Raw genomic sequence first — 20,309 nt, 5'->3', positions numbered from 1 at the left:
CGACAGACAGCACCGGGCAGCACCGGGCGACAGCAGCGGAATCAGGACATCCGCCCCGGCGTCCGCGAGGGAATCCGGCGAGCGCCGAGTGGGCGGCGGCGGGATAGTACACCGCCGCCCACTTGCCGCGGAAGTCTCGCCGAAGAAAGATCATCCGGTCGAGTGAACGACCATCTCATGGAAGGGGCTTGGCGAGTAGCGTCGATCACGCCAATCGGAATCAGGTTGGTGCGACTCACCCAACTCTCTGAACCGGAGTGAACATGGCAATTCTTCAGGGTGCTACGGAAATGTGGACGAAGTCGTCGTACTCCGGGGGCAACGGCGCGTGCGTCGAGGTCAAGTCCCCGGTCGCTCTTTCCATCGCCGTACGTGACTCGAAGGCCCCCCACGGCCCCTCGCTCACCTTCGTCCCCGGTGCGTGGAACGCGTTCGTGCGCGATGTCGCCTCGGACACGGTCAACTCCTGACAGCCGCACCACCACTGATCGCGCACCACTGATCGCGCACCACTGATCGCGCACCACTGGTCACGCGTCACTGGTCACGCGTCACTGATCGCGCATCGCTGGATCGCGCACGACTGATCACGCGCCATCGATCAGGCATCACCGCACCACCGCACCACCTGCGTCACCGCACCACCTGATGGAGCCCTCTCGACCGGTTCGCCGTCCTGGCCGAGGGGGCTCGGCATGACCGGCGCCGTTCCGCGGCGTCACCGCAGCCGGTCGACGTACCGGTCCGTCCCCGGCACGGTCGGCACGAACGGTGCGACCAGCTCGACCCGCCCGAGACCGCTCTCCGCGACCGCCCCGTCCAGACCGGTGAAGCGCTCCTCCCAGCACGTCCGCGGATCCTCCTGGAGGAACCACAGCAGCGTCAGCCGGGTGCCGACCCCCTCGACCTGCTTCACATACGTCATCCGGTCGCCGGGCAGGGGTGTCGGCCGGAACACCGTGACCATGGCGGCGGGCGACCCCTTCAGCCGCTTCGGGAGATGGCGCGAGCGCAGCCATTCCAGCAGCTCCGCCCGTTGTTCGGGCTCCTCGGCATCGACGACCTGGAGGACGAGGCCCGCGTACGGGTGGTCGAGCGCGTGGAAGTCCCGGGGGCCGGCGGCCCCGTCGCGGTAGACGGTGGCCTCGTGGTCCTGGAAGGCCGTGAACACGTGGGTCCGGTCCTGGTAGACCCGGCCGTCCCGGTTCAGCCTCTTGTTGATGGCGACGGTCCACCTCATGTGGTCGTCGTAGCGCCCCTCGGTCACCCAGTACGTCGACAGGTAGCACCCCGCGCCGACCGGCCGGGCCACCGCCGACTCCTCCGGATACCGCAGCTCCTGGAGGTCCTTGGTGGCCACCCAGCGCCGCCCGGCGAACATCCACGGCATCGCCGTCGCACCCGCGTAGTAGTGGTCGTCCTCGTACCAGCGGTTGTACGCGTACTCATGGCCCGGATGCGGTTCGACCATGGTGATCAGGGCGTGCCCCGGGCGCACCCCGTACGGCCCCACTCCCGCCAGCTCCGCGTACCGCTCACTCCCCGGCCCGCCGCCGCTCCCCGTCCCGCCACTCCCCGTGCCGGCGCCATCGGTCATCGCCCCTGCCCGCCTTCCTCTTCCATCGGGTCCCGTCCCCACCTACTCTGACGGTCCGTCAGATGCATTTCCAGGGCCGGGAGGCGCCGATGTTGCTCGCGGGGAAGACCGTCATCGTGTCGGGCGTCGGGCCGGGTCTCGGGCACCGGGTCGCCTCGAGCGTCGTCCGGGACGGCGGGCGCGCGGTGCTCGGGGCGCGTACGGCGGCGAACCTGGCCAGGTCGGCGGCGGAGATCGACCCCGAGGGCCGGCACACGGCCCACCTGCCGACCGACATCACGGACGAGGCGCAGTGCGAGGCGCTGGCGGCACTGGCGGTGGAGCGGTTCGGGAGGATCGACGCGGTGGTCCATGTCGCCGCCTGGGACGGCTACTTCGGCGGACTCCAGGACGCGGACTTCGCCATGTGGCGGTCGGTCATCGACGTGAACCTCCTGGGCACGCTACGGATGACCCGGGCCTGTCTGCCCGCCCTCAAGGAGCGGGGCGGCTCGGTGGTGGTGATCGGTACGCAGTCCGCGGTGGCGGCCCCCTCCCAGGTGTGGCAGGCGGCCTACGCGGCGTCCAAGGGGGCGCTCACCTCGGCGATGTACTCACTCGCCCGGGAGCTGGGCCCGGACCGGATCCGGGTCAACACGGTGCTGCCGGGCTGGATGTGGGGGCCGCCGGTGCAGGCGTACGTCCAGTTCGCCGCGGACTCCGAGGGCGTACCGGAGTCCGAGGTGCTGGCCCGGCTCACCGAACGGATGGCGCTGCCGGAGCTGGCCACGGACGGGGATGTGGCGGAGGCCGTCGTCTTCCTGGCCTCCGACCGGGCCCGGGCGATCACCGGCCAGTCTCTGCTGGTCAACGCGGGCGAGCTGATGCACTGACGCACCCGCGCCACTCCACTCGCGCGGGCGGGCCGCCGTGGTTCCCGCCCGGGGCGCAGGCCCGGCCCCCGCCCCTCAGCCGCGCGGGTAGCGGGCCAGCCAGCCCGGGGCGACGGCGGCCGGGCTGTGCAGGGCGGGGCCCTGGGTCATCTCCATCGCGAAGTCGTCGGCCAGTTCGAGGAGTGTGGCCCGCCCCTCCAGCTCCGCGAGCCAGGCCGGCGGCAGCGCGGTCTCGCCGTGCAGTGCCCCGAGGAGCGCCCCGCAGACCGACCCGGTGGCACGGGAGGGGCCACTGTGGTTCACCGCGAGCCGCAGCCCGTGCCGGACGTCCTCGCTGACCAGCGCGCAGTACACGGCGACGCCGAGCACCTCCTCGGCGTCGTCGCCCGCGCCCAGCTCCTCGATCAGGGCCGGGCCGGGGACGCCCTGCCGTACGGAGTCGAGTGCCTGCCGCAGGGCCTCGGTCACCGGCTCGTGGCCGGGGCGTTCGGCGAGCAGGGCCAGGACGTGTCGCACGGCCCCGTCCAGGCTCTCGCCGCGCGCCAGCCCGTGCACCAGTACGGCGAAGGCTCCGGCGGTCAGCTGGGCGGCGGGGTGGCCGTGGGACTGGGCCGCGCACTCGACGGCCAGCTGGAACACCAGCCCCGGCTCCCAGCCCACGAGGAGCCCGAACGGCGCGGACCGGGTGAGGGCGCCCGCATCCCGGGCGGTGGGGTTCTTCGGCCGGTCGAGGGTGCCCATGACTGTGTCGCCGAATCCGCCCAGGCATTCCCGGGTGGGGGCGCGGCGGGCGTACAGCCACTCCTCGGCGGCCAGCCAGCCGTTGCCCTCGCGCCGCTCGTCGGGCCCCCAGTCGTGCTGGGTGGCGGCCCAGCGCAGATGGGCCCGGTGCACATCGGTGGGCGGGTGCCAGGCCCCGGTGTCGCGGCGGACCTGGGCACGGATCAGCCCGTCGACGGTGAACAGCGTGAGCTGGGTGAGGGCGGTGACAGCGCCGCGTCTGCCGTGCGCGGGGACGTAGTCGGTGACCCCCTCGGCACCGTGGGCGGCACGGATCTCCTCCAGCACGAGCCCGCTGACCCCGGCCCCGAGCGCGTCCCCGACGGCTCCGCCGAGCAGGGCCCCGCGGACCCGGCTGCGGAAGTCCTGCTGTTCGGCCCTGCCCCAGACCGCCGTGGTCCCTGTGCTCACCCCGCCGCCTCCCGCCACCGCATGGTCGCCGCCTGTGCGGGCCTCTGCGGGCGACCGCCCCAGCACTGTAATCGAACGAGAACGGGCCGTAGAGGGGGCGGCCTGGGTACGTACGGGTATGTCGACGGACGTCCCGCAGGTCGCTTTTGGGCCGGGTGGGAGTCGGCAGCGCGTCAGGGCCTCTCCCCCGCCCCGGGGCCCTCGGCCCTGATCCGACGCACGTTCTCACGCGTGCGGGGGCCGCCCGGTTCGGGTGTCTCCTCGTTCGTGACGAAGGGGCTGCCCCGGCCCCCCGCAGGACCGACCCGGCCGTACCTGGTCCGCCGCGGCGGCGACCACGAGGTCCGCCAGCTCCGCCACCGTACGCCCCTCGCCGGTGTCGACCCGGTCCAGGCCGAGCGTCTCGACCGCGTCCACCATCAGCGTCTGGTAGCGGCCGGTACGGGCCAGGAAGCGGTCCATGAGACGCCGTTCCTCGTCCGTCGCCTCCGCGTAGCGCCCCGCCGCCCGCACCCGGTCGCGTACGACCGTGTCGTCGGCGGTGAGCCACACGGCGACCGTACGGGGGACCGTCAGCCGGGCGACGCGATCGGGCCAGAGGGCCGAGCCCTCCAGGACCAGGCCCGGTGCCCCGGCCCGCGCACCGTCGGTGATCAGCTCCTCGATACGCGGCCAGAGCCGTTCGTAGTGGGCGAGAACCGATTCGATGAGCTCGTCGGTGGTCAACGTGCCGTAATGCTCGGCAACATGGGGCGGAACCTCGCGCTCCGGGGTCCGCCAAGGCCGTCCGGGGTGCCGGGCCAGGGCGTCCGTCGAGCGGTGCTCGAACCCGAGCCGCTCCGCCACCGCCTCGGCCACGGTCGACTTCCCGGTGTTCGAGGTCCCGCCGATCAGCACCACCCGCACATCGCGCATGCCCCGAACCTAGGCCAACGGACGGAGTTGTCCATCAGGTGGCCTCCGTCACCGGGGGTGCCGCTCTCGGGAGCGCGGAAGCATGGAGCATGGAGCGCGGAGCGTGGATGCCTCAGCATGTTCGTGCGCCTCACATCAGGGGCGACATCCAGTCCTCGAGCACGGCTTCCCGCTCACGTGAATGCAGGACGTCCGACGGCTGATGCTCCTGCCACCACCGCGTCAGCAGGGCCGGCGAGGCGCTGCCTCGCACGAAGTGGGAGAGCAGGCCGAGCGAGAGGTCGACCTCCCGCTGCGTGTACGCGGTGGCCACGCCGGAGAAGACCGTCGTCTCGACACGCCGGCCGTCCCGGTCACACACCACCGCGGTCATCATCGACGGGCCATCAGGGTCCCAGACGTTCAGCGCCGCGGCGACGACGCTCGTCACTCGGATCGCCCACCGGGAGGCGGCCGAACGGACCGGAACGTCCAGGACCTGGAGGTCCGTCACCTCGCTCCAGGACCAGGCCTGCGCATGATCCCCTTCGCCGACCGAGAGCCGGTCCGGGGAGAGGAAGACACCCGGGTTCTCCTCGACCGGAGGCGCACCGAGGCACGCCCTGTCCCGCTCTACCCAGAACAGGCCGATCATGCACCCCTGCCGGTCGGGGGGACCGCCGTCCCGGGGCGATGGCGCCACCATTTTCCAGCTCCGTTCCTCGGTCACAGACGTGGGCCGCCAACGGCAGGCACCCGCGGGATGGCCGCCCGAAGGCCACGGGACCCCGGCGTCTCCTCCTCGACGGCAGAAATCACCGCTCGCCCGCCGGATGAACCAACGCACTGTGCGGCACTTTTGACCAACACTAAACAACCCCGCACGGCCGCGTGACCTCACTCAGGCCATGCGGGACGCCAGGGGTGCCTGCGGAGACGGGGTGCCGAACGGCAGGCGGTCCGCTGTCCCGCTCTCCCGGAACCGACTGCCGGACTGCCGGACTGCCGGAGCGGACGGGCGGCTGTCCGGGCGGCAGGCGACGGGCGACCGGCACGGTAATCGAACGGGAACGGGCCGTAGAGAGGGCGGCCTGGGTACGTACGGGTATGTCGACGGACGTCCCGCAGGTCGCTTTTGGGCCGGTGGGTACGCCGCACCTCATCCTGTTCCGCAGCCCGTGGGGGCCGTCAGCTGTCGAGCGACTCCCAGAGCGCAACGAGCTCACGGGCGACCGGATCGGCGCCCGCGGCCAGGATCGGGGACCGCATGGTGAACGCGCGGCCGCCCGCCCCCAGCACCGCCCCGCCGCTCTCCCGCACCAGGGCGACGCCCGCCGCCACGTCCCAGGGGCCTGGGTCGAGGCAGACACAGGCGTCCAGCCAACCCTCCGCCACCCCCACCAGATCCAGGCTCATCGCACCTTGCAGCCGGATACGGTGGGCCACGTCGTACAGCCGACCGATGAGCCGGGCGGAGCGTGGACGGCCGGAGCCCGTTCCCGTCAGGCCGACCACCGCCCCGGAGAGGCTGCGGCCGCCCTGCCCGTCCGCAGCCTTCGCTGCCCCGGCTCCCGTAGTCCAGCGCCGGCCGAGAGCGGGTGCGTGCACCACACCGAGCACGGGCGTCCCGTCCACCACGCAGGCGAGCGAGACCGCGTACCCGGGGGCTCCACGGGTGAAGTTCATCGTGCCGTCGATGGGGTCCAGCAGCCAGCACGTATCGGGTACCAAACCCGCGCCTGCCGATTCCTCCCCGACGACGGGGATATCCGGAGTGCGATCCACGAGAATACGGGTCATCCGCCGCTCCACCTCGATGTCGGCATCGGTGACTTCCTCCCCCGAAGGCTTGAACCGCCTGTGCGTCCAGAGCCGGCCCGCCCCTTCCCCGGCCAGCCACTCCACCCCGGCGTCCACGGCAACCCGGGCGAACCGGTGCAGGGTGGGCGCGTCGTACAGCGTGTGCCGGGGACTCATACGGCGGCGACCGGTCGCTCAGCCAACTTCTCCGCGTGGGCGCCGTGTTCCCCCATCACGTAGAAGCTGAACCGGTCGAAGGTCCACTCGTCGGGGACGCGGGTGCGCTCGGGTGCGGTCCGAACGAGTTCGAGTGCGGTGGCCTCGTCGGTGCGCCCGAGCGTGATGTGAGGTGCGTAGGCGTCGCCGGTGTAGCGGTAGCCGTATCGGGCGAAGCTGGCACGTTCGGACTCCGTGAACCTTGAGGTGTCCTTCGAGGTGTCGAACGCCTGCCGGTCGAGGCGGGGGGCGAGGCCGTCAAGGACGACTTCCTGGACCTTCTCCAGCAGTGCGGGCCGTTCGACGGACATGAACAGCCAGCCGGTCGGCTGGTACACGATGCCGACGGACGCCAGCGACAGCTGCCGGGGCAGACTCACGGACGCTCCGATCCTCTCCAGTTCCCGCTCGGGGTCGAGATCGTCCTCGAAAGGCCCCTGGAAAACGGTCAGATGAGGCAGGTTGCCGTCCTCGCTGAGTGGCGGTTGCAGCGGGCGGTCACCGCCCAGACTCTCTTGCAGCAGGATGGCGGCGCGCGTGTGGTCCGCGCGGGGAAGCAGGGCGACGCCAAGCCACCTGGTCATGGATGAGCTCCTATCTTCGTGATCACGTGCAACGCGGCATCAAGCCCTCTGCGCATGCACCCGGACGGCGGCTCGCCGAACAGCCAGCCGGCGATGACTCCGGCGTTGAAGGCGTCACCACCCCCGGTACGGTCCACGGGCTCCACGGCGGTCGTCGGTTCGCGCACCAGCGCACCGGACGGTGCGGCCCAGAGGGCGCCCTCGGCGCCTTGCGTCAGAATCACCTCTCCCGACAGCCGCTCCGCGTAGCGCAGGGCGGTACCGGCGGCGTCCCCAGGCAGGGCGCGGGGAAGCCGGCCCGCCTCGTCGGTGTTCATCAGGTTCAGCCCCGGTCCCTCCGCCAGCTCGCTCATGTCCCGGCCGTTCCACTCGACCGAGACGGTACGGCCGGTCCGGCGTGCGAGAGCCACGACACGGCCGAGCTCGGGCGTGGGCACTCCGACGACGTGGACATGGTCCACGGCCGCCACGTCCGACTCCGTCACTGCCCGGAACGCTTGATCGCGGTCGGCACCGGCGAACGTCATCATCCGTTTACCGGTGCCGGACGAGATCACGATGGCCATACTTGTCCGCAAGGAGGTGTCCACGCGCATCAGCGCCGTGTCCACACCTCCGTCACGCAGATCGTCCAGGCACAAGCGCCCCAGCGCATCGTCCCCCACCGCTGACACGAGCCTGACCTCGCAGCCCTGACGGGCCAGCCCCAGGGCCGTGTTCGCCGCCGACCCGCCGGGACGCGCCGCACAGGCCTCGCCCCGGACCTTCTCGTGCTCCTGAGGGAAGCTCTCCGCCTGCACGATGATGTCGAAATTGGTTCCGCCCAGTACCAGGACGCGTTTCTCGCCGGTCACGGTCACGGGTCCCCCAGACGGTAGCTCTCGAACAGGACGTGGCGCACCAGCCGCTCCCGGCTGCCCCGGGTGCTCTGGAGAGGGAACGAGGCGTGTGCGATCAGCTCATCGATGGTGCTCTCAAAACGGTCCACGTCGGCACCCATGTCGTGGAAACGGCGCATCAGTTCACGAAAGAGATCATTCGGCCGGAAACCGATCGACGACAGCCAGGTGCGGTTCGCGATGAGCACGTTGGCAGCCGCCGACCGTAAACGCGCCTGGGACTGGGCCGGAAGCATGTCGGAGTTCAGCAGCTCGAAGTAGTCGTCCTCGTCCCGGGCATGCATCCGAAGGTTCTGTCCGCCGACAGCCAGGACGTCCCGGTTCAGATGAAAGAGTTCGAGACCGAGATGATGCGGCACGTCGAGAATCCGTACTCCCCTCTCCCGTAGCCCGGCCTCGTCCGTATCGAAGGCGGTGAGGACGTTGGCGAACATGTCGCTGTACCTGGGTACGGCGATTTCCGCGCCTGCCGGGTCGGCAAGGAATTCCTCGGCCGTCGCGCCGCCCCATCGTCCACCTCGCGCTGCGAGAAGATAGAAGTTCCGGCCCCCCATCGAGTGGCCGAGGCGGCCCACGGAGGCCACCTGGTGCGCCAGCTCCCCATCCTCCTCGATCATGCTCAGGAGCCGTTGCTCGTTGTAGATCGCCAGGTCCAGTCGCCCCTCCGCGACCTCCCTGACCAACTGGTCCGACCACGGAAGCTGTACACACACCAGGCGGTGGTTACGTCGGGCCAGTACCTCGTCGAAGCCACAGCCCAGAATCAGCGCCTTCACCACGATCAGGGTGGAGTCGGCCAGGCGGCTCGTCCCGGCCGTGTTCTGCACGGCGGCCAGCGCCTCACGCCCCTCGCTCTCGGCGAACGACGAACTGGTCCGTCCGTACCAGGCCGCCAGCTGCGTCAGAGCGTTGAGACAGGGCTGCACGTCCTCGGCGGAGATATCGTCGCCCGAGCCGTCGAGTGCGTGGCTGCCGAAATTGCCGTAGTTCTGAATCGTGCGGATGGCAAGCACCATCTTGGGCGGTACGACCCCTTTGGCAGTGAGGACCGTGAGCAGGGACTCGAGCGTCGGCTTGGATCCGATGGCGTCCCTCATGGCAAGGTCCAAAAGGATCGCCTCCGCCGCACGCCGTGCCGTACTGAGGAACACCTCTGGGTCCGATTCGGCATAGCGCAGGGCCTTCTTGTAGAGCCGGAGAGACTCGCCCTCGTTGACCGTCACGTCGACCGTGTCCTGTTCGGCAGTTTGTACCTGATGCTAACAACTGGGCCTTTGGGCAATGCGGTTGTCCTCAATCGTCGGAAGTGCGGCTCCCGCGCAGCGAGGCGAGGACGAGGCGTCCGTACCGAGTGGTGAAGGCGGCGGCCGTGGCGACGAAAGCGACGGCCAGGGCAAGCAGGAGGTGGATGGGGTCCTCGTCACCGATCACTTGCAGGATGCTCAGTGCGGTGCCGAGCGGCAGGCCGAGGATCGTCAGCACACCGAGGGCACCGGCGATCTGTTGTCCGTCCTGCGTCTGGACGAGCCGGGAGTAGTCGGCAGCCTCCGCGAGGATCTCCTCGAACCGGGCAGGCAGCCGGTACTGCTCGTGATAGGCGAGCAGCAATTCGTTGGCCGGGCCGTGGGCGGTCAGGTGTTGACGCCAGTAGGTACTCCGGAACCCCGCGATGTTCCGTTCGAGTTCGGTGACGCGGCGGGCAAGCCCGGGGCCGTCGAAGACCCCGGAGAGCCCGTCGGTCAGCTCGTCGATGTGGTCACGCTGCGCGATACCGAGAAGGAGGGCGTCCAGGTAGACGGAACGGACATGCAGGGCGGCGAAATCGTAGAAGTCTCCGTCGCCCTCGTCGGGACGGTGGCCGAGGAACGCGGCACCGTGGCGCAGGACGAGAGCGCTCCAGTCGGCCGAGATCCGCACGGCACGCTCGGCCTGGCCGGGCAGTTGCTCCGGGGCGGTGGGAAAGTCCGCCTCGTTGGACCGGGAGGCCAGCGCCCAGAGCCAGCGGTCGGCCGTCTCCGGAAGCACACCGCCGGAGCGCAGAGCGGCGGTTTCAGCGGGGCCAGGGGTAAGGAAGGCAACGGTGTACGGGTGCGTGGCGGCACCCAGATCCATCGGCGAGGCGACGCCTGCGAGAAGGACGTCGGGAGCGAGCGGGCCATCCATCGGCTCGGGCCCGGCACCCGCCCGACCTCCCAGCGCGCGAAGCACATGCAGCAACTCCGCCGATGGGACGCTGAGGTGCAGGACGGCCTGTGCGTGGTGCGGGTGCAGCTCCGTCGGGGTGCGCAGGATCTCCAGGCCGTGCAGATGGAGGGGACCGTGGACGACGTCGACGAACAGGTGCCAGCGACGCGGCCGTTGCGGCGACCCGTACAGCGCGCGCCCCGCAGCAGGCGTGAAATACGTCTGGCGCGAGGCCACATCCGTCCGGTGGCCGCCGACCTCGAAGGGAATGGGCCCCTCGACCCACACCTCGGGATCGGCGCGGAGCCGGACCGGAACGATGAGGCTGACCGACTGCCGTAATCCGACGCCGGAACCCACGTCGGCGGTCATCCGCGCCCTGCCCGGTACGTGCGACCTCCGTGCCTACGGTATTCGCGCACCGACACCCCCGTCTTCAGTGTTCGCTGTACGAAGCAGGGAAAGGCTACCGGGTTCCGCTCCACCCACGCCAAGGGTTCCGTGGCCGCTTGGGCATCGCCACGTCCCCTCGTCGCGGTAACTACGAAGAGCCCGGAGCGGACGGGCGGCTGTCCGGGCGGCAGGCGACGGGCGACCGGCACTACGGTCCGCCCACCGCCCCCAGCCGCTCCCGCTGCGCCCGCGCCCACCCGTACTCCGGGTCCAGCTCCAGCGCCCGGTCGAGGTCGGCCAGCGCCTCCGGGATCCGGCCGAGCGCCTCCAGCGCGAGGGCCCTGCTGCCGTGCGCCCAGGCGTAGTCGGGGTCCAGGACGAGGGCCCGGCCGTAGCAGGCGACGGCTTCCTCGGGTCGGCCCGTCGCCCGGTACACCTCGCCCCGCTCCCCCTCGGTCCCGGCCAGGCCGGGGGACAGCTCCTCGGCCCGGTCCAGGTCGGCGAGGGCGCCCACCGGGTCGCCCAGGACGGCGCGGACCCGGGACCGCCTCACCAGCGCCCAGGCGTACTCCGGCCACAGCGCGATCGCCCGGTCGAAGTCGTCGAGCGCTTCCTCGGGCCGGCCCAGCACATGGCGGACCAGGCCCCGGCTGCCCAGCGGCACGGCGTCGGACGGGTCCAGGGCGTGCGCCCGGTCCAGGACGGTCAGGGCCTCCTCCAGGCGGCCCATCCGCCGATAGGTCTCCCCCCGCTCACGCACCGCCCAGGCCCAGGCGGGCGCGATCTCCTCGGCCCGGTCCAGATCGGCGAGGGCCTCCTCGTGGCGGCCGAGCGAGCGCAGGATCACCGCCCGCCCCTGGTGGGCGCGTTCGCTGCGCGGGTCCACGGCGATCGCCCGCCCGTGGTCGGACAGCGCGGCGTCGAGCTCCCCGGCGCGGAAGCGGTCCCAGGCGCGCACCACGAGGGCGGCAGCCCGGTCCGTGTCGGTCAGCTCGGCCCGGGTCAGCAGGAGCCCGAGGGCGGCCGTGGGGCGGGGGCCGTGGTCCGTTATGGCGGCCAGGAGGTCCCGGCCCCAGTCGCGCAGTACGGCGCTGTCGGCGTCCTCGCCCGCCTCCGCGAGGGTCCGGGCCCAGTGGCGGGCGCGGGACGGCGCCTGCCCGCACAGCTCGATACCGGCGCGCAGGGCCTCGGGCAGCGCGGTGCGGGGGCGGGCGCAGAGCCGGTGGTACAGCACGTCCAGGGCCGCCCGGCGCCAGGGCTGCTCGGCCCAGAGGCGTCCCGGGTCGATGCCCTCGGCCGCCGCGTCCCGCCGGGCCACGAAGGCCTCGGCCAGCCGGTCGTGCGCCGCCTTCCAGCGCCGGGGCGATCCGGTGCGCTGGAGCCGGAGCATCGGGGCCCGGACGACGGCGTGGTAGCGGGAGTGGCCGGAGTGCCGCTCGGCGACGAACGGCAGCTCGTGCAGCCAGTCGTAGAGATCGGGCACGGCGTGCGGCCCGTTCCGCGGTGCGGCCACGGCGACGGCGACCAGGTCCTCGTCGAACCGGCGGGGCAGCGCGCAGGCGAGCGCGGCCGCCCGGCGGGCCGGGTCGCTCTCCCCGGCCAGGAAGCGTTCGACGGCGGTGGCGTTCGCCTCCCCGGCCGCGCCGGGGTTGGCGGCGAGCGTCGACACCAGGACCGGCAGCCCGCCGGACAGCCGCAGCACCTCCCGTACGACGGACTCCGCCACCACCCCGCGCGCGTGCAGGAGTTGGCGCGATTCGGCCTCCGTGAACGTCGCGAGCGGTACGTCGGCGACCAGGCGGCCCCGGTCGCCCCAGTGCACGGGGTCCAGGCGGCGTTGACCGGCCAGGGTGAGCACCAGGTTGGCGGGCAGGTCGCCGTACCGCCCGGGGGTCAGCAGGTCCGCCAGCCACCGGTCCAGTTGGGGTGCGGTGCGCTCGTAGGTGTCCAGGAACAGGGCGATCCAGGGCACGGCGTCCGCGACCCGGTCCAGCTCGGCGACGAAGACCGGGGTGAGGACCCGTACCGGTTCGGCCAGCAGCCGGGCCTCCTCCTGCTGCCGGACCCGCCCCCCGAACACCGCACGCAGCCCGCCCGCGCCACGCGCCACGACCGCCGGGTCGATGCCCCCGGCGAGCGCCCCCACGACCGGTATCGCCCCGGCCGCGATCAGCCCGGCCTGCGCGGCGGCCAGCGCCCCCGGCGAAGGGCCCCCGGCCGGTGCCTCGCTGTCCGCCGCGAGCCGGCCGGCCGCGTCGTGGCGCACACGCCGGTAGGTGTCGAGCAGCCGGTCCAGCGCCTTGAGCGGATACCCCTGCTCGGCGAACTGCGCCGCGAAGGACGCGAGTACGTCGGGCACGGAGTCGGCGCTCTCGTCGACCGACGCGGTCAGCGCCCCGAACTCCCCCGCCGCCTCTCGCCATTCCCGCACGAGCGAGGTCTTGCCGACCCCGGCGTTCCCCCGCACATGGAAGACGAACCGGTGGCGGGGATTCTCGGGCGGAAGAGTGAAGTTGGCCCGGAAGAGACCGAGTTCGGCCTCCCGGCCGACGAACGCGGCACGGCGCTGCCCTTCGACGATCTGCTGGAGGGAGAGGCGGCGGGGGCTGGTCGGAGGCATGGGCCCAGTCTGTCAGCGGGCCCGCGCGCACGGGAGCCGCCGCCGCCCGTCATCGGTCACCGGTGTGCGGTAGCCGCTGCCCCCGGCTGTGCGCGACGAGCAGCACCTCCCGCAGGGACAGGACCGTCTGCGTCAGCGCGAACCGTACGGCGACCTCACCGGCCGCCCGGTCGGCCGGCACGTCCCGCGCCCCCTCCGGCACGCCGTTCCCGCACTCGATCCGCTCCTCCTCCATGTCGTCGGCGAGGCGGGAGAGCCTGCTGTTCGGGTCGCCGGTGCTCATCGGGCACGGGATCGGTCGCTGCCCCCGCCCGACCCCACCGCCATACGACGCAGGGCCCGCGCAGCCGTCCTCAGCGGGCGGGGGCGCGGGCCCTCGCGCCTACTCAACCGGCTTGAGTACGGGCGCTCATGAACCCGCCCCGGTCCCTGCCTAGCGTGTCCGACATGGACACGGAAGCGACCACCGCAGCAGACACGCCACCCGCCGACAGCTCTCGGTGGTTCTACGGCTGCTCGATCGCGGTGATCGCCCTCTTCGTACTGGTCATGCTGGGTGCGGCCGCGGTCACGGAGTTCGAGAAGAGCCTCGACGGCGACGGGCAGATGGAGCAGCCCGGCCTCTCGGGCAGCGTGTCCCAGCCGCTCGGGCCCGGCACCACGGCCCGGTACGAGGACGGGCTGTGGGTCACCGTCAGCCGCCCCCGGCCCGACAGCGACGGGGCCTACAGCCTCACCGTGACCTTCGAGAACGGCGCCGACGAGGAACTGCGCCTCGGTGAGGAGGGGTTCTCCGAGACGCTTGACGTCGAGTCCGGCGAATCCGGCGAGGACTACGCCCCCGGCTACGACGTGAACTGGCTGAACCGGCAGGAATCCGCCTCTGCCCTCGCGCCTCCCCTCGCCGAGGGCGAGGAGCGCACCGTCCCGGTTCGGTTGAAGCCGGAACGGAAGGGGGCCCCGGTCACCGTGGAGGTCACTCCTCCGGACGCCGGTTACCGGGAGACGGCCTACTTCCAGCTCACCCTGGGCTGAGCGCCGGACCTTCTCAAGACCTGACACGCTCCGGTCGGCGATGCCGCACGACCCCGTCTCCCGGACCGTGCGGAGACACCCTGGCTCAGTTCAACCGCTGCTGCCAGTCCCCGGGTACTGCTCCGGCCGGGCCGGGAACGGGCTGGTCGGCCGGGTGGGAGGTGGGCGGGGCAAGCTGCGGACCGTCGTAGAACTGCTCGGTCTCGTTGTTGTAGAACCACTCCTCGCCCGGTTCGTAGCTGGTGATGAAGGGGTGGCCGACCGTCCGGTAGTGCCTGGTGGCGTGCTGGGACGGGGAGGAGTCGCAGCAGCCGACGCGGCCACAGGCGGCGCAACGCCGCAGGTGGAACCACCAGCCGGGGCCGTCCCCCGCCAGGCAGTCGGCGCATCCCGGGCCGCTCGGAACGGCCTGCGGGTCAATGCCGGGAATCGCTGGTTCAGCCATGGACGTGCTCCTCGCTCGGTTCGGTGGCGGGCGGTACCTCCACACGGCGTGGGGCGGCCGGCCCTTTTCCAGGCTGCGCCCGGTCGTGGTGGGAGGCCAGCGGAGGAGAACGCGGCAGCCGGATCTGTCCGAAGGCCGGATCGCCCCTGGGCGGGTGTCCGTCAGCTGCGGTGCTCCGGGTTGGGTGCGTCGAAGCGGCAGCCGGCGTTCCACTCGGGGCGCTGGTTGCCGTAGGCGGGGATACCTCCGGCCCGCTTCAGGAGAGCGGCGAGGTGCATGAGGTTCCAGGCCGCGAAGGTTGTGTTCCGGTTGGTGAAGTCGTTCTCGGGTCCGCCGGAGCCGGGATCGAGGTAGCTCGGCCCTGGACCCGCCTCGCCGATCCAGCCCGCGTCGGCCTGCGGGGGGATGGCGTAGCCGATGTGCTGGAGGCTGTAGAGGATGTTCATGGCGCAGTGCTTGAGGCCGTCCTCGTTGCCGGTGATCAGACAGCCGCCGGCCCGCCCGTAGTAGGCGGACTGGCCCGCGTCGTTGAGTTCGGCCGAGTTGGAGTAGAGCCGTTCGATGACGTGCTTCATCACGGAGCTGTTGTCACCGAGCCAGATCGGGCCGCAGAGCACCAGGATGTCGGCGGCCATCACCTTGGCGTACAGTCCCGGCCAGGCATCGGTGGCGGCGCCGTGCTCGGTCATGTCGGGCTGGACTCCGACCGCGAGGTCCCAGTCGACGGGGCGGATCACCTCCGTGTGCACGCCGGCCGCACGCATCACCGCGGTGCTGGCGTCGATCACTCCCTGGGTGTTGCTCGTCTCCGGTGACGGCTTGAGGGTGCAGTTGAGGTAGAGGGCGCGGAGATCGTCGTAGCGGGGCGGGATGGTGGACGGCACGGGTGCGGTTCCCTTCGCGGTGGCTGATGACATGAGCCTGGAAGACGGGGACGGGAACAGCCATCGCAGTGCGGCGAACGTGGTACGTGGTACGTGCCCCGCACCCAGCGGATGCGGCCCCAGGCGCCGGGAGCGAGAGTGGAAGCATGTGTCCTCGGCCGTCCAGGTCGGGGCGGGCCTCCGGGAGGCACCTCCGATGGACTTGTTTCCCCCGCTGCCCAGGGAGTCCTGGGCGCCGACGAAGGAGACGCTGCACCGGTTCCTCCAGATCGTCGGGAAGGTGCGGCTGGCGGCCAGCATCCGCCGCAACCACTGGTGGAACGTTCCCTTCCACCTGACCGGAAACGGCATCACCACCCGGCCCAGCGGGCCGCTCGGCGACGGCACCGTGTTCACCGTCGACTTCGACTTCACCACCCACCGTCTCCGAGTTCTCACCCTCGACGGGCGCCGGTTGTCGTTCTCCCTGATGGGCCTGTCGGTCGGCGACTTCTACCGCGAGTTCACCAGCGCACTGGCCCACCTGGGCATCAGCACCCTTCCGGAGCACCCGTACCCCTTCGACCTGCCCGATGCCGCCCGGCCGTTCGCCGAGGACGACGAACACGCCACGTACGATCCGGCCGCCGTGAACAGCTACTGGATCGTGCTCACCCAGGTCATGCTGGTTCTGGAGGAGTACGCGGCCGGGTACTCCGGGAAGACCAGCCCCGTCCATCACTTCTGGCACACCTTCGACATCGCCGTCACCCGGTTCTCCGACCGGCACGTGACACAAGGACCGTCCGTCGATCCCGTGACCCGTGAGGCGTACTCGCGTGAGGTGATCAGCAGCGGCTTCTGGTTCGGCGACGAACGGTCCTACCCCGAACCCGCCTTCTACTCGTACACGGCGCCGGAACCCGACGAAATGCAGCGGCAGCCGCTGGAACCGGCAGCCGCGCGGTGGACGGAGAGCAACGGCTCGCACCTCGCCCTGCTGCCCTACGACGAGGTGCGCACCGCACCGGACGCGCCCGCCGAGATCCTTCGGTTCTACGACACCGCCTACGCGGCCGGCGCACGCTTGGCGGGTTGGACCACGGACCGGCTCTGCCCGGGTGGAGTGACCGACCCCCAGGCCCCGGTCACGGCAGATCCTCGGCCCTGAACCACCGAGGAGGCGGGGGCCGACTACGTCCGAGGGGTGTCCGGCTTGTGGGCCATGAAGCCGGCGACCGGACGCGTCGCGCCCTCCTCGGGTGCTTGCAGCGTTCGCCCCGTGACCGCGAACCCCGCCTGCTCCAGCAGCTCGGCGATCCGGTCCGCCGGCAGCCGGTAGCTGTCGAAGGAGGCGGAAGGGCCCCCGTAACCGTACGTCCGACGCTGGTGCCCCTCGTCGCCGACCCGGGTGACGAGCAGCAGGTGCCCGCCGGACGCCAGCGCCCGGTGGAACTCGGCGAACACCCCGGGCAGCGACGCCGGCGGCAGATGGTGCGTGGAGCAGAACGCCAGGACGCCGCCGAGTTCACCGTCGTCGGCCTCCAGCGCGGACATCGGGCCGACGTCGAAGCGCAGGTCCGGATAGGCCGCGCGGGCCAGCCCGGCCATCCTCGGCGACAGGTCGACCCCGAAGGCGGAGACCCCCAGCCCGGACAGGTACGCCGTGACCTTGCCGGGTCCGCAGCCCACATCCGCCGTCGGCCCGAGGTCCGCCGACATGACGAGCTCGGCGAACGCGGCCAGCACGGCTCGCGACAGCGGGTCCAGCTCGGCAGGGTCCTTGACGGACCGGGCGTAGTCGGTGGCGACGGCGTCGTACGACTGCCGGATCGCTTTCAGGTGCGGGGCTTCGGTCACCCCGTGACGTTACGGCGACCCAGGACAGGCGGCCACGGGGGTGACCGAGATGCGCCGATCGACTCCCGGGCGGCCCGCCCACCGTCGGCGGACCGGGGCGGGGCGGGGCGGGACGGGAACCGGCCCGCGCCCCGCCCTCCCCCTCAGCTCGGCAGCACCGGCAGCAGTTCCGGCAGCTGCCCGTCCGAGGACATGGCCGCCGCGACGCGTTCGGCCGGGACCTCCCCGTACAGGGTCGTGCGGGGGCGGGACGGGCGGCCCGCCAGCTCGGCGATGGCCTGAAGGCCCTCGATCGAGCGGTACGAGCCGTAACTCGACCCCGCCATCCGGGAGATGGTCTCCTCCATCAGGGTGCCGCCCAGGTCGTTCGCGCCCGAGCGGAGCATCTGGGCCGCGCCCTCCGTGCCGAGCTTCACCCAGCTCGTCTGGATGTTGGTGATGTGCGGGTGGAGGAGCAGCCGCGCCATCGCCGTCACCGCGCGGTTCTCCCGGTCGGTCGGGCCCGGGCGGGCGATGCCCGCCAGGTAGACCGGGGCGTTGGTGTGGATGAAGGGCAGCGTCACGAACTCCGTCAGGCCGCCCGTCTCCTGCTGGAGTCGGGACAGGGTACGGAAGTGGCCGAGCCAGTGGCGGGGCTGGTCCACATGCCCGTACATCATCGTCGAGGACGAACGCAGGCCCACCTCGTGCGCGGTCCTGATGACCTCCAGCCAGGTGGCCGTGGGCAGTTTGCCCTTGGTGAGGACCCAGCGGACCTCGTCGTCCAGGATCTCCGCCGCCGTGCCGGGGATCGAGTCGAGCCCGGCCTCCTTGGCGGCGGTCAGCCAGTCGCGGATCGACATGCCGGTGCGGGTCGCCCCGTTGACGACCTCCATCGGCGAGAACGCGTGCACGTGTATACCGGGGGTCCGCTCCTTCACCGCCCGCGCGATGTCGAAGTACGCCGTCCCGGGCAGGTCCGGGTGGATGCCGCCCTGCATGCAGACCTCGACCGCGCCGACGTCCCACGCCTGCGCCGCCCGGTCGGCGACCTGGTCCAGGGAGAGGGTGTACGCGTCGGCGTCCGTGCGGCGCTGGGCGAAGGCGCAGAAGCGGCAGCCGGTGTAGCAGACGTTGGTGAAGTTGATGTTCCGCGTGACGATGTACGTGACCTCGTCGCCGACCACGTCCCTGCGCAGCGCGTCCGCGATCCGGCACAGCTCGTCCAGCGCCGGGCCGTCCGCGTGGAGCAGGGCGAGGGCCTGGTCGTCGGTGAGCCTCGTCGGGTCGTCGGCTGCCTGGCTCAGCGCCTGGCGTACGTCGGTGTCGATGCGGGACGGGACCATGCCGGGGGCCGCCGCCTCGCGGAGCGCCTCCCAGTCCCCGTACACCTCGTCGAAGTCGTCGCGGCGGTCGCCGGTGCGGCCCTCGGTGTCGATGGTGGCGTGGAGGTCGGTGCGGCCGAAGGAGCTGAAGCCCTCGTCCGGTTCCTGCCAGGGCAGGCCGGCGGGGATCGCGTCCTCGCGGGCCAGGCCCGTCTCCGGGTCGGCCAGGGCACGGACGTGCGGAAGGAGGCGGGGGTCGAGCCAGGGTTCGCCGCGCTGGATGAACTCCGGGTAGATGGTGAGGCGTTCACGGAGGGTGAAGCCCGAGTCCGCAGTTTTCAGGGCCAGTTCGTCGATATGCGGCCAGGGGCGTTCGGGGTTCACATGGTCGGGTGTGAGCGGTGAGACCCCGCCCCAGTCGTCGATGCCCGCGCCGATGAGGAGCGCGTACTCGGCGTCCACCAGGTTCGGCGGGGCCTGGATCCGGGCGGACGGACCGAGGATGTGCCGGGCGACCGCGATGGCGGCGGCCAGCTCCTCCAGCTCCGCGTCGGGCATCTGGCGCATCGCCGTGTCCGGCTTGGCGCGGAAGTTCTGCACGATGACTTCCTGGATGCCGTGGTAGGCACGGGCCGTCTTGCGCAGCTCGAAGAGGGAGTCGGCGCGCTCCTCGTACGACTCGCCGATCCCGATCAGGATGCCGGTGGTGAAGGGGACGTTGGAGCGGCCCGCGTCCTGAAGGACCCGCAGCCGTACGGCCGGTTCCTTGTCCGGGGAGCCGTGGTGCGGGCCGCCCGGCTCGGACCACAGGCGGGTCGCCGTCGTCTCCAGCATCATCCCCATCGAGGGGGCCACTGGCTTCAGCCGCTGGAGGTCGGTCCAGCTCAGCACGCCCGGGTTGAGGTGGGGCAGCAGGCCCGTCTCCTCCAGGACCCTGATCGCCATCGCCCGTACGTAGGCGAGCGTGTCGTCGTACCCCTCCGCCTCCAGCCACTCCCGCGCCTCGGGCCACCGGTCCTCGGGGCGGTCCCCGAGCGTGAACAGCGCTTCCTTGCAGCCCATCGCCGCACCCTCGCGGGCGATGGCCAGCACCTCGTCGGGTGAGAGGAACATCCCGTGTCCGGCCCGGCGGAGCTTGCCGGGGACGGTGACGAAGGTGCAGTAGTGGCACTTGTCACGGCAGAGGCGGGTGAGCGGGATGAAGACCTTGCGGGAGTACGTGATCACGCCCGGCCGGCCCGCCGCCTCCAGGCCCGCGTCCCGGACCCGGGCGGCCGACGCCGCGAGGTCGATCAGATCGTCGCCGCGCGCCTGGAGCAGGACGGCGGCCTCGGTGACATCGAGGGCGACACCGTCACGGGCGCGTTTGAGCGCGCGCCGCATGGCGTTGGAGGTGGGGCGTCCGCTCTGAGGATCGGGATGGGTCATGAACCGAGCATACGAGCGAGGTGCGTGCGCCGGACCAGGGCATCGGGGGCGGCTTGTCCGGGATTCGCCGGTCGCGGGACGCCCGTGGTCACTCGTGCGGGCCGACTCACCCGGATGAGAGCGC

At 71.7% G+C, this 20,309-nt stretch carries 19 protein-coding genes; 4 read left to right on the top strand and 15 right to left on the bottom strand.

Going from position 1 to position 20,309, the window contains the following annotated elements:
- Nucleotides 1–263: 263 nt before the first annotated feature.
- Nucleotides 264–470 (top strand): DUF397 domain-containing protein, encoded by a 207-nt coding sequence (locus ACZ60Q_RS29245; protein ID WP_469640472.1) that lies wholly within the window; start codon nucleotides 264–266, stop codon nucleotides 468–470.
- Between the two features lie 248 nt (nucleotides 471–718).
- Here the strand turns inward: ACZ60Q_RS29245 and ACZ60Q_RS29240 are convergent, their stop codons facing one another.
- The gene (locus ACZ60Q_RS29240; protein ID WP_469640471.1) at nucleotides 719–1,597 is read right to left on the bottom strand and encodes a hypothetical protein; all 879 of its coding nucleotides are present in this window, start codon (nucleotides 1,595–1,597) and stop codon (nucleotides 719–721) included.
- An 89-nt stretch (nucleotides 1,598–1,686) separates the two neighbouring features.
- Here ACZ60Q_RS29240 and ACZ60Q_RS29235 point away from each other — a divergent pair, with 89 nt between their 5' ends.
- Complete coding sequence (locus ACZ60Q_RS29235) at nucleotides 1,687–2,469, top strand: SDR family oxidoreductase (protein WP_469640575.1); 783 nt, start codon at nucleotides 1,687–1,689, stop codon at nucleotides 2,467–2,469.
- Between the two features lie 75 nt (nucleotides 2,470–2,544).
- On the opposite strand, the gene ACZ60Q_RS29230 is transcribed toward ACZ60Q_RS29235, so the two are convergent.
- From ACZ60Q_RS29230 to ACZ60Q_RS29185, 10 genes are all read right to left on the bottom strand, one after another.
- Complete coding sequence (locus ACZ60Q_RS29230; protein ID WP_469640469.1) at nucleotides 2,545–3,660, bottom strand: ADP-ribosylglycohydrolase family protein; 1,116 nt, start codon at nucleotides 3,658–3,660, stop codon at nucleotides 2,545–2,547.
- Nucleotides 3,661–3,885: 225 nt separating this feature from the next.
- On the bottom strand, nucleotides 3,886–4,575 hold the full coding sequence (locus ACZ60Q_RS29225) for an AAA family ATPase (protein WP_469640467.1): 690 nt from the start codon (nucleotides 4,573–4,575) through the stop codon (nucleotides 3,886–3,888).
- 130 nt (nucleotides 4,576–4,705) lie between these two features.
- On the bottom strand, nucleotides 4,706–5,209 hold the full coding sequence (locus ACZ60Q_RS29220; RefSeq protein ID WP_469640465.1) for a hypothetical protein: 504 nt from the start codon (nucleotides 5,207–5,209) through the stop codon (nucleotides 4,706–4,708).
- Nucleotides 5,210–5,742: 533 nt separating this feature from the next.
- A complete protein-coding gene (locus tag ACZ60Q_RS29215; RefSeq protein ID WP_469640463.1) occupies nucleotides 5,743–6,531 on the bottom strand; it encodes an inositol monophosphatase family protein in 789 nt (262 codons plus the stop codon).
- Complete coding sequence (locus tag ACZ60Q_RS29210; protein ID WP_469640461.1) at nucleotides 6,528–7,154, bottom strand: 2'-5' RNA ligase family protein; 627 nt, start codon at nucleotides 7,152–7,154, stop codon at nucleotides 6,528–6,530. Before ACZ60Q_RS29210 ends, ACZ60Q_RS29215 begins: the two co-directional genes overlap by 4 nt.
- Nucleotides 7,151–8,008, bottom strand: coding sequence for a carbohydrate kinase family protein (locus tag ACZ60Q_RS29205; protein WP_469640459.1), 858 nt, complete (start codon nucleotides 8,006–8,008; stop codon nucleotides 7,151–7,153). Before ACZ60Q_RS29205 ends, ACZ60Q_RS29210 begins: the two co-directional genes overlap by 4 nt.
- A gap of 2 nt (nucleotides 8,009–8,010) precedes the next feature.
- Complete coding sequence (locus tag ACZ60Q_RS29200) at nucleotides 8,011–9,276, bottom strand: DUF4145 domain-containing protein (protein WP_469640457.1); 1,266 nt, start codon at nucleotides 9,274–9,276, stop codon at nucleotides 8,011–8,013.
- Nucleotides 9,277–9,346: 70 nt separating this feature from the next.
- A complete protein-coding gene (locus tag ACZ60Q_RS29195) occupies nucleotides 9,347–10,609 on the bottom strand; it encodes a hypothetical protein (RefSeq protein WP_469640456.1) in 1,263 nt (420 codons plus the stop codon).
- Between the two features lie 229 nt (nucleotides 10,610–10,838).
- Entirely contained in the window at nucleotides 10,839–13,250 is a 2,412-nt protein-coding gene (locus tag ACZ60Q_RS29190; protein ID WP_469640454.1) for a tetratricopeptide repeat protein, read from the bottom strand.
- Between the two features lie 49 nt (nucleotides 13,251–13,299).
- Complete coding sequence (locus tag ACZ60Q_RS29185) at nucleotides 13,300–13,533, bottom strand: sulfatase (RefSeq protein ID WP_469640452.1); 234 nt, start codon at nucleotides 13,531–13,533, stop codon at nucleotides 13,300–13,302.
- 164 nt (nucleotides 13,534–13,697) lie between these two features.
- On the opposite strand from ACZ60Q_RS29185, the gene ACZ60Q_RS29180 reads away from it, so the two are divergent.
- Nucleotides 13,698–14,285 (top strand): hypothetical protein, encoded by a 588-nt coding sequence (locus tag ACZ60Q_RS29180; protein WP_469640450.1) that lies wholly within the window; start codon nucleotides 13,698–13,700, stop codon nucleotides 14,283–14,285.
- 85 nt (nucleotides 14,286–14,370) lie between these two features.
- On the opposite strand, the gene ACZ60Q_RS29175 is transcribed toward ACZ60Q_RS29180, so the two are convergent.
- Together ACZ60Q_RS29175 and ACZ60Q_RS29170 are read right to left on the bottom strand one after the other, a co-directional pair.
- Nucleotides 14,371–14,730 carry a UBP-type zinc finger domain-containing protein gene (locus ACZ60Q_RS29175; protein ID WP_469640448.1) on the bottom strand — a complete coding sequence of 120 codons (360 nt, stop codon included), beginning with the start codon at nucleotides 14,728–14,730 and terminating at the stop codon, nucleotides 14,371–14,373.
- Nucleotides 14,731–14,891: 161 nt separating this feature from the next.
- Nucleotides 14,892–15,614, bottom strand: coding sequence for a flavodoxin family protein (locus tag ACZ60Q_RS29170; RefSeq protein ID WP_469640446.1), 723 nt, complete (start codon nucleotides 15,612–15,614; stop codon nucleotides 14,892–14,894).
- Nucleotides 15,615–15,810: 196 nt separating this feature from the next.
- Here ACZ60Q_RS29170 and ACZ60Q_RS29165 point away from each other — a divergent pair, with 196 nt between their 5' ends.
- Nucleotides 15,811–16,764, top strand: coding sequence for a DUF5996 family protein (locus tag ACZ60Q_RS29165; protein WP_469640445.1), 954 nt, complete (start codon nucleotides 15,811–15,813; stop codon nucleotides 16,762–16,764).
- Nucleotides 16,765–16,787: 23 nt separating this feature from the next.
- Here ACZ60Q_RS29165 and ACZ60Q_RS29160 read toward each other — a convergent pair whose 3' ends face one another.
- Together ACZ60Q_RS29160 and ACZ60Q_RS29155 are read right to left on the bottom strand one after the other, a co-directional pair.
- Complete coding sequence (locus ACZ60Q_RS29160) at nucleotides 16,788–17,453, bottom strand: class I SAM-dependent methyltransferase (RefSeq protein WP_469640443.1); 666 nt, start codon at nucleotides 17,451–17,453, stop codon at nucleotides 16,788–16,790.
- 143 nt (nucleotides 17,454–17,596) lie between these two features.
- The gene (locus ACZ60Q_RS29155) at nucleotides 17,597–20,185 is read right to left on the bottom strand and encodes a bifunctional FO biosynthesis protein CofGH (RefSeq protein ID WP_469640441.1); all 2,589 of its coding nucleotides are present in this window, start codon (nucleotides 20,183–20,185) and stop codon (nucleotides 17,597–17,599) included.
- Between the last annotated feature and the right edge of the window lie 124 nt (nucleotides 20,186–20,309).

The sequence above is a fragment of the Streptomyces sp. NPDC104313 genome, from assembly GCF_055583985.1.
The sequence above is the reverse complement of the archived record's forward strand: the minus strand, read 5'-3'. Positions and strand labels throughout refer to the sequence as shown.

Coding starts and splice junctions, on each gene's coding strand:
- ACZ60Q_RS29245 (WP_469640472.1), top strand. CDS start 264: ATGGCAATTCTTCAGGGTGCTACGGAAATGTGGACGAAGTCGTCGTAC.
- ACZ60Q_RS29240 (WP_469640471.1), bottom strand. CDS start 1,597: ATGACCGATGGCGCCGGCACGGGGAGTGGCGGGACGGGGAGCGGCGGC.
- ACZ60Q_RS29235 (WP_469640575.1), top strand. CDS start 1,687: ATGTTGCTCGCGGGGAAGACCGTCATCGTGTCGGGCGTCGGGCCGGGT.
- ACZ60Q_RS29225 (WP_469640467.1), bottom strand. CDS start 4,575: ATGCGCGATGTGCGGGTGGTGCTGATCGGCGGGACCTCGAACACCGGG.
- ACZ60Q_RS29220 (WP_469640465.1), bottom strand. CDS start 5,209: ATGATCGGCCTGTTCTGGGTAGAGCGGGACAGGGCGTGCCTCGGTGCG.
- ACZ60Q_RS29215 (WP_469640463.1), bottom strand. CDS start 6,531: ATGAGTCCCCGGCACACGCTGTACGACGCGCCCACCCTGCACCGGTTC.
- ACZ60Q_RS29210 (WP_469640461.1), bottom strand. CDS start 7,154: ATGACCAGGTGGCTTGGCGTCGCCCTGCTTCCCCGCGCGGACCACACG.
- ACZ60Q_RS29195 (WP_469640456.1), bottom strand. CDS start 10,609: ATGACCGCCGACGTGGGTTCCGGCGTCGGATTACGGCAGTCGGTCAGC.
- ACZ60Q_RS29190 (WP_469640454.1), bottom strand. CDS start 13,250: ATGCCTCCGACCAGCCCCCGCCGCCTCTCCCTCCAGCAGATCGTCGAA.
- ACZ60Q_RS29185 (WP_469640452.1), bottom strand. CDS start 13,533: ATGAGCACCGGCGACCCGAACAGCAGGCTCTCCCGCCTCGCCGACGAC.
- ACZ60Q_RS29180 (WP_469640450.1), top strand. CDS start 13,698: ATGGACACGGAAGCGACCACCGCAGCAGACACGCCACCCGCCGACAGC.
- ACZ60Q_RS29175 (WP_469640448.1), bottom strand. CDS start 14,730: ATGGCTGAACCAGCGATTCCCGGCATTGACCCGCAGGCCGTTCCGAGC.
- ACZ60Q_RS29165 (WP_469640445.1), top strand. CDS start 15,811: ATGGACTTGTTTCCCCCGCTGCCCAGGGAGTCCTGGGCGCCGACGAAG.
- ACZ60Q_RS29155 (WP_469640441.1), bottom strand. CDS start 20,185: ATGACCCATCCCGATCCTCAGAGCGGACGCCCCACCTCCAACGCCATG.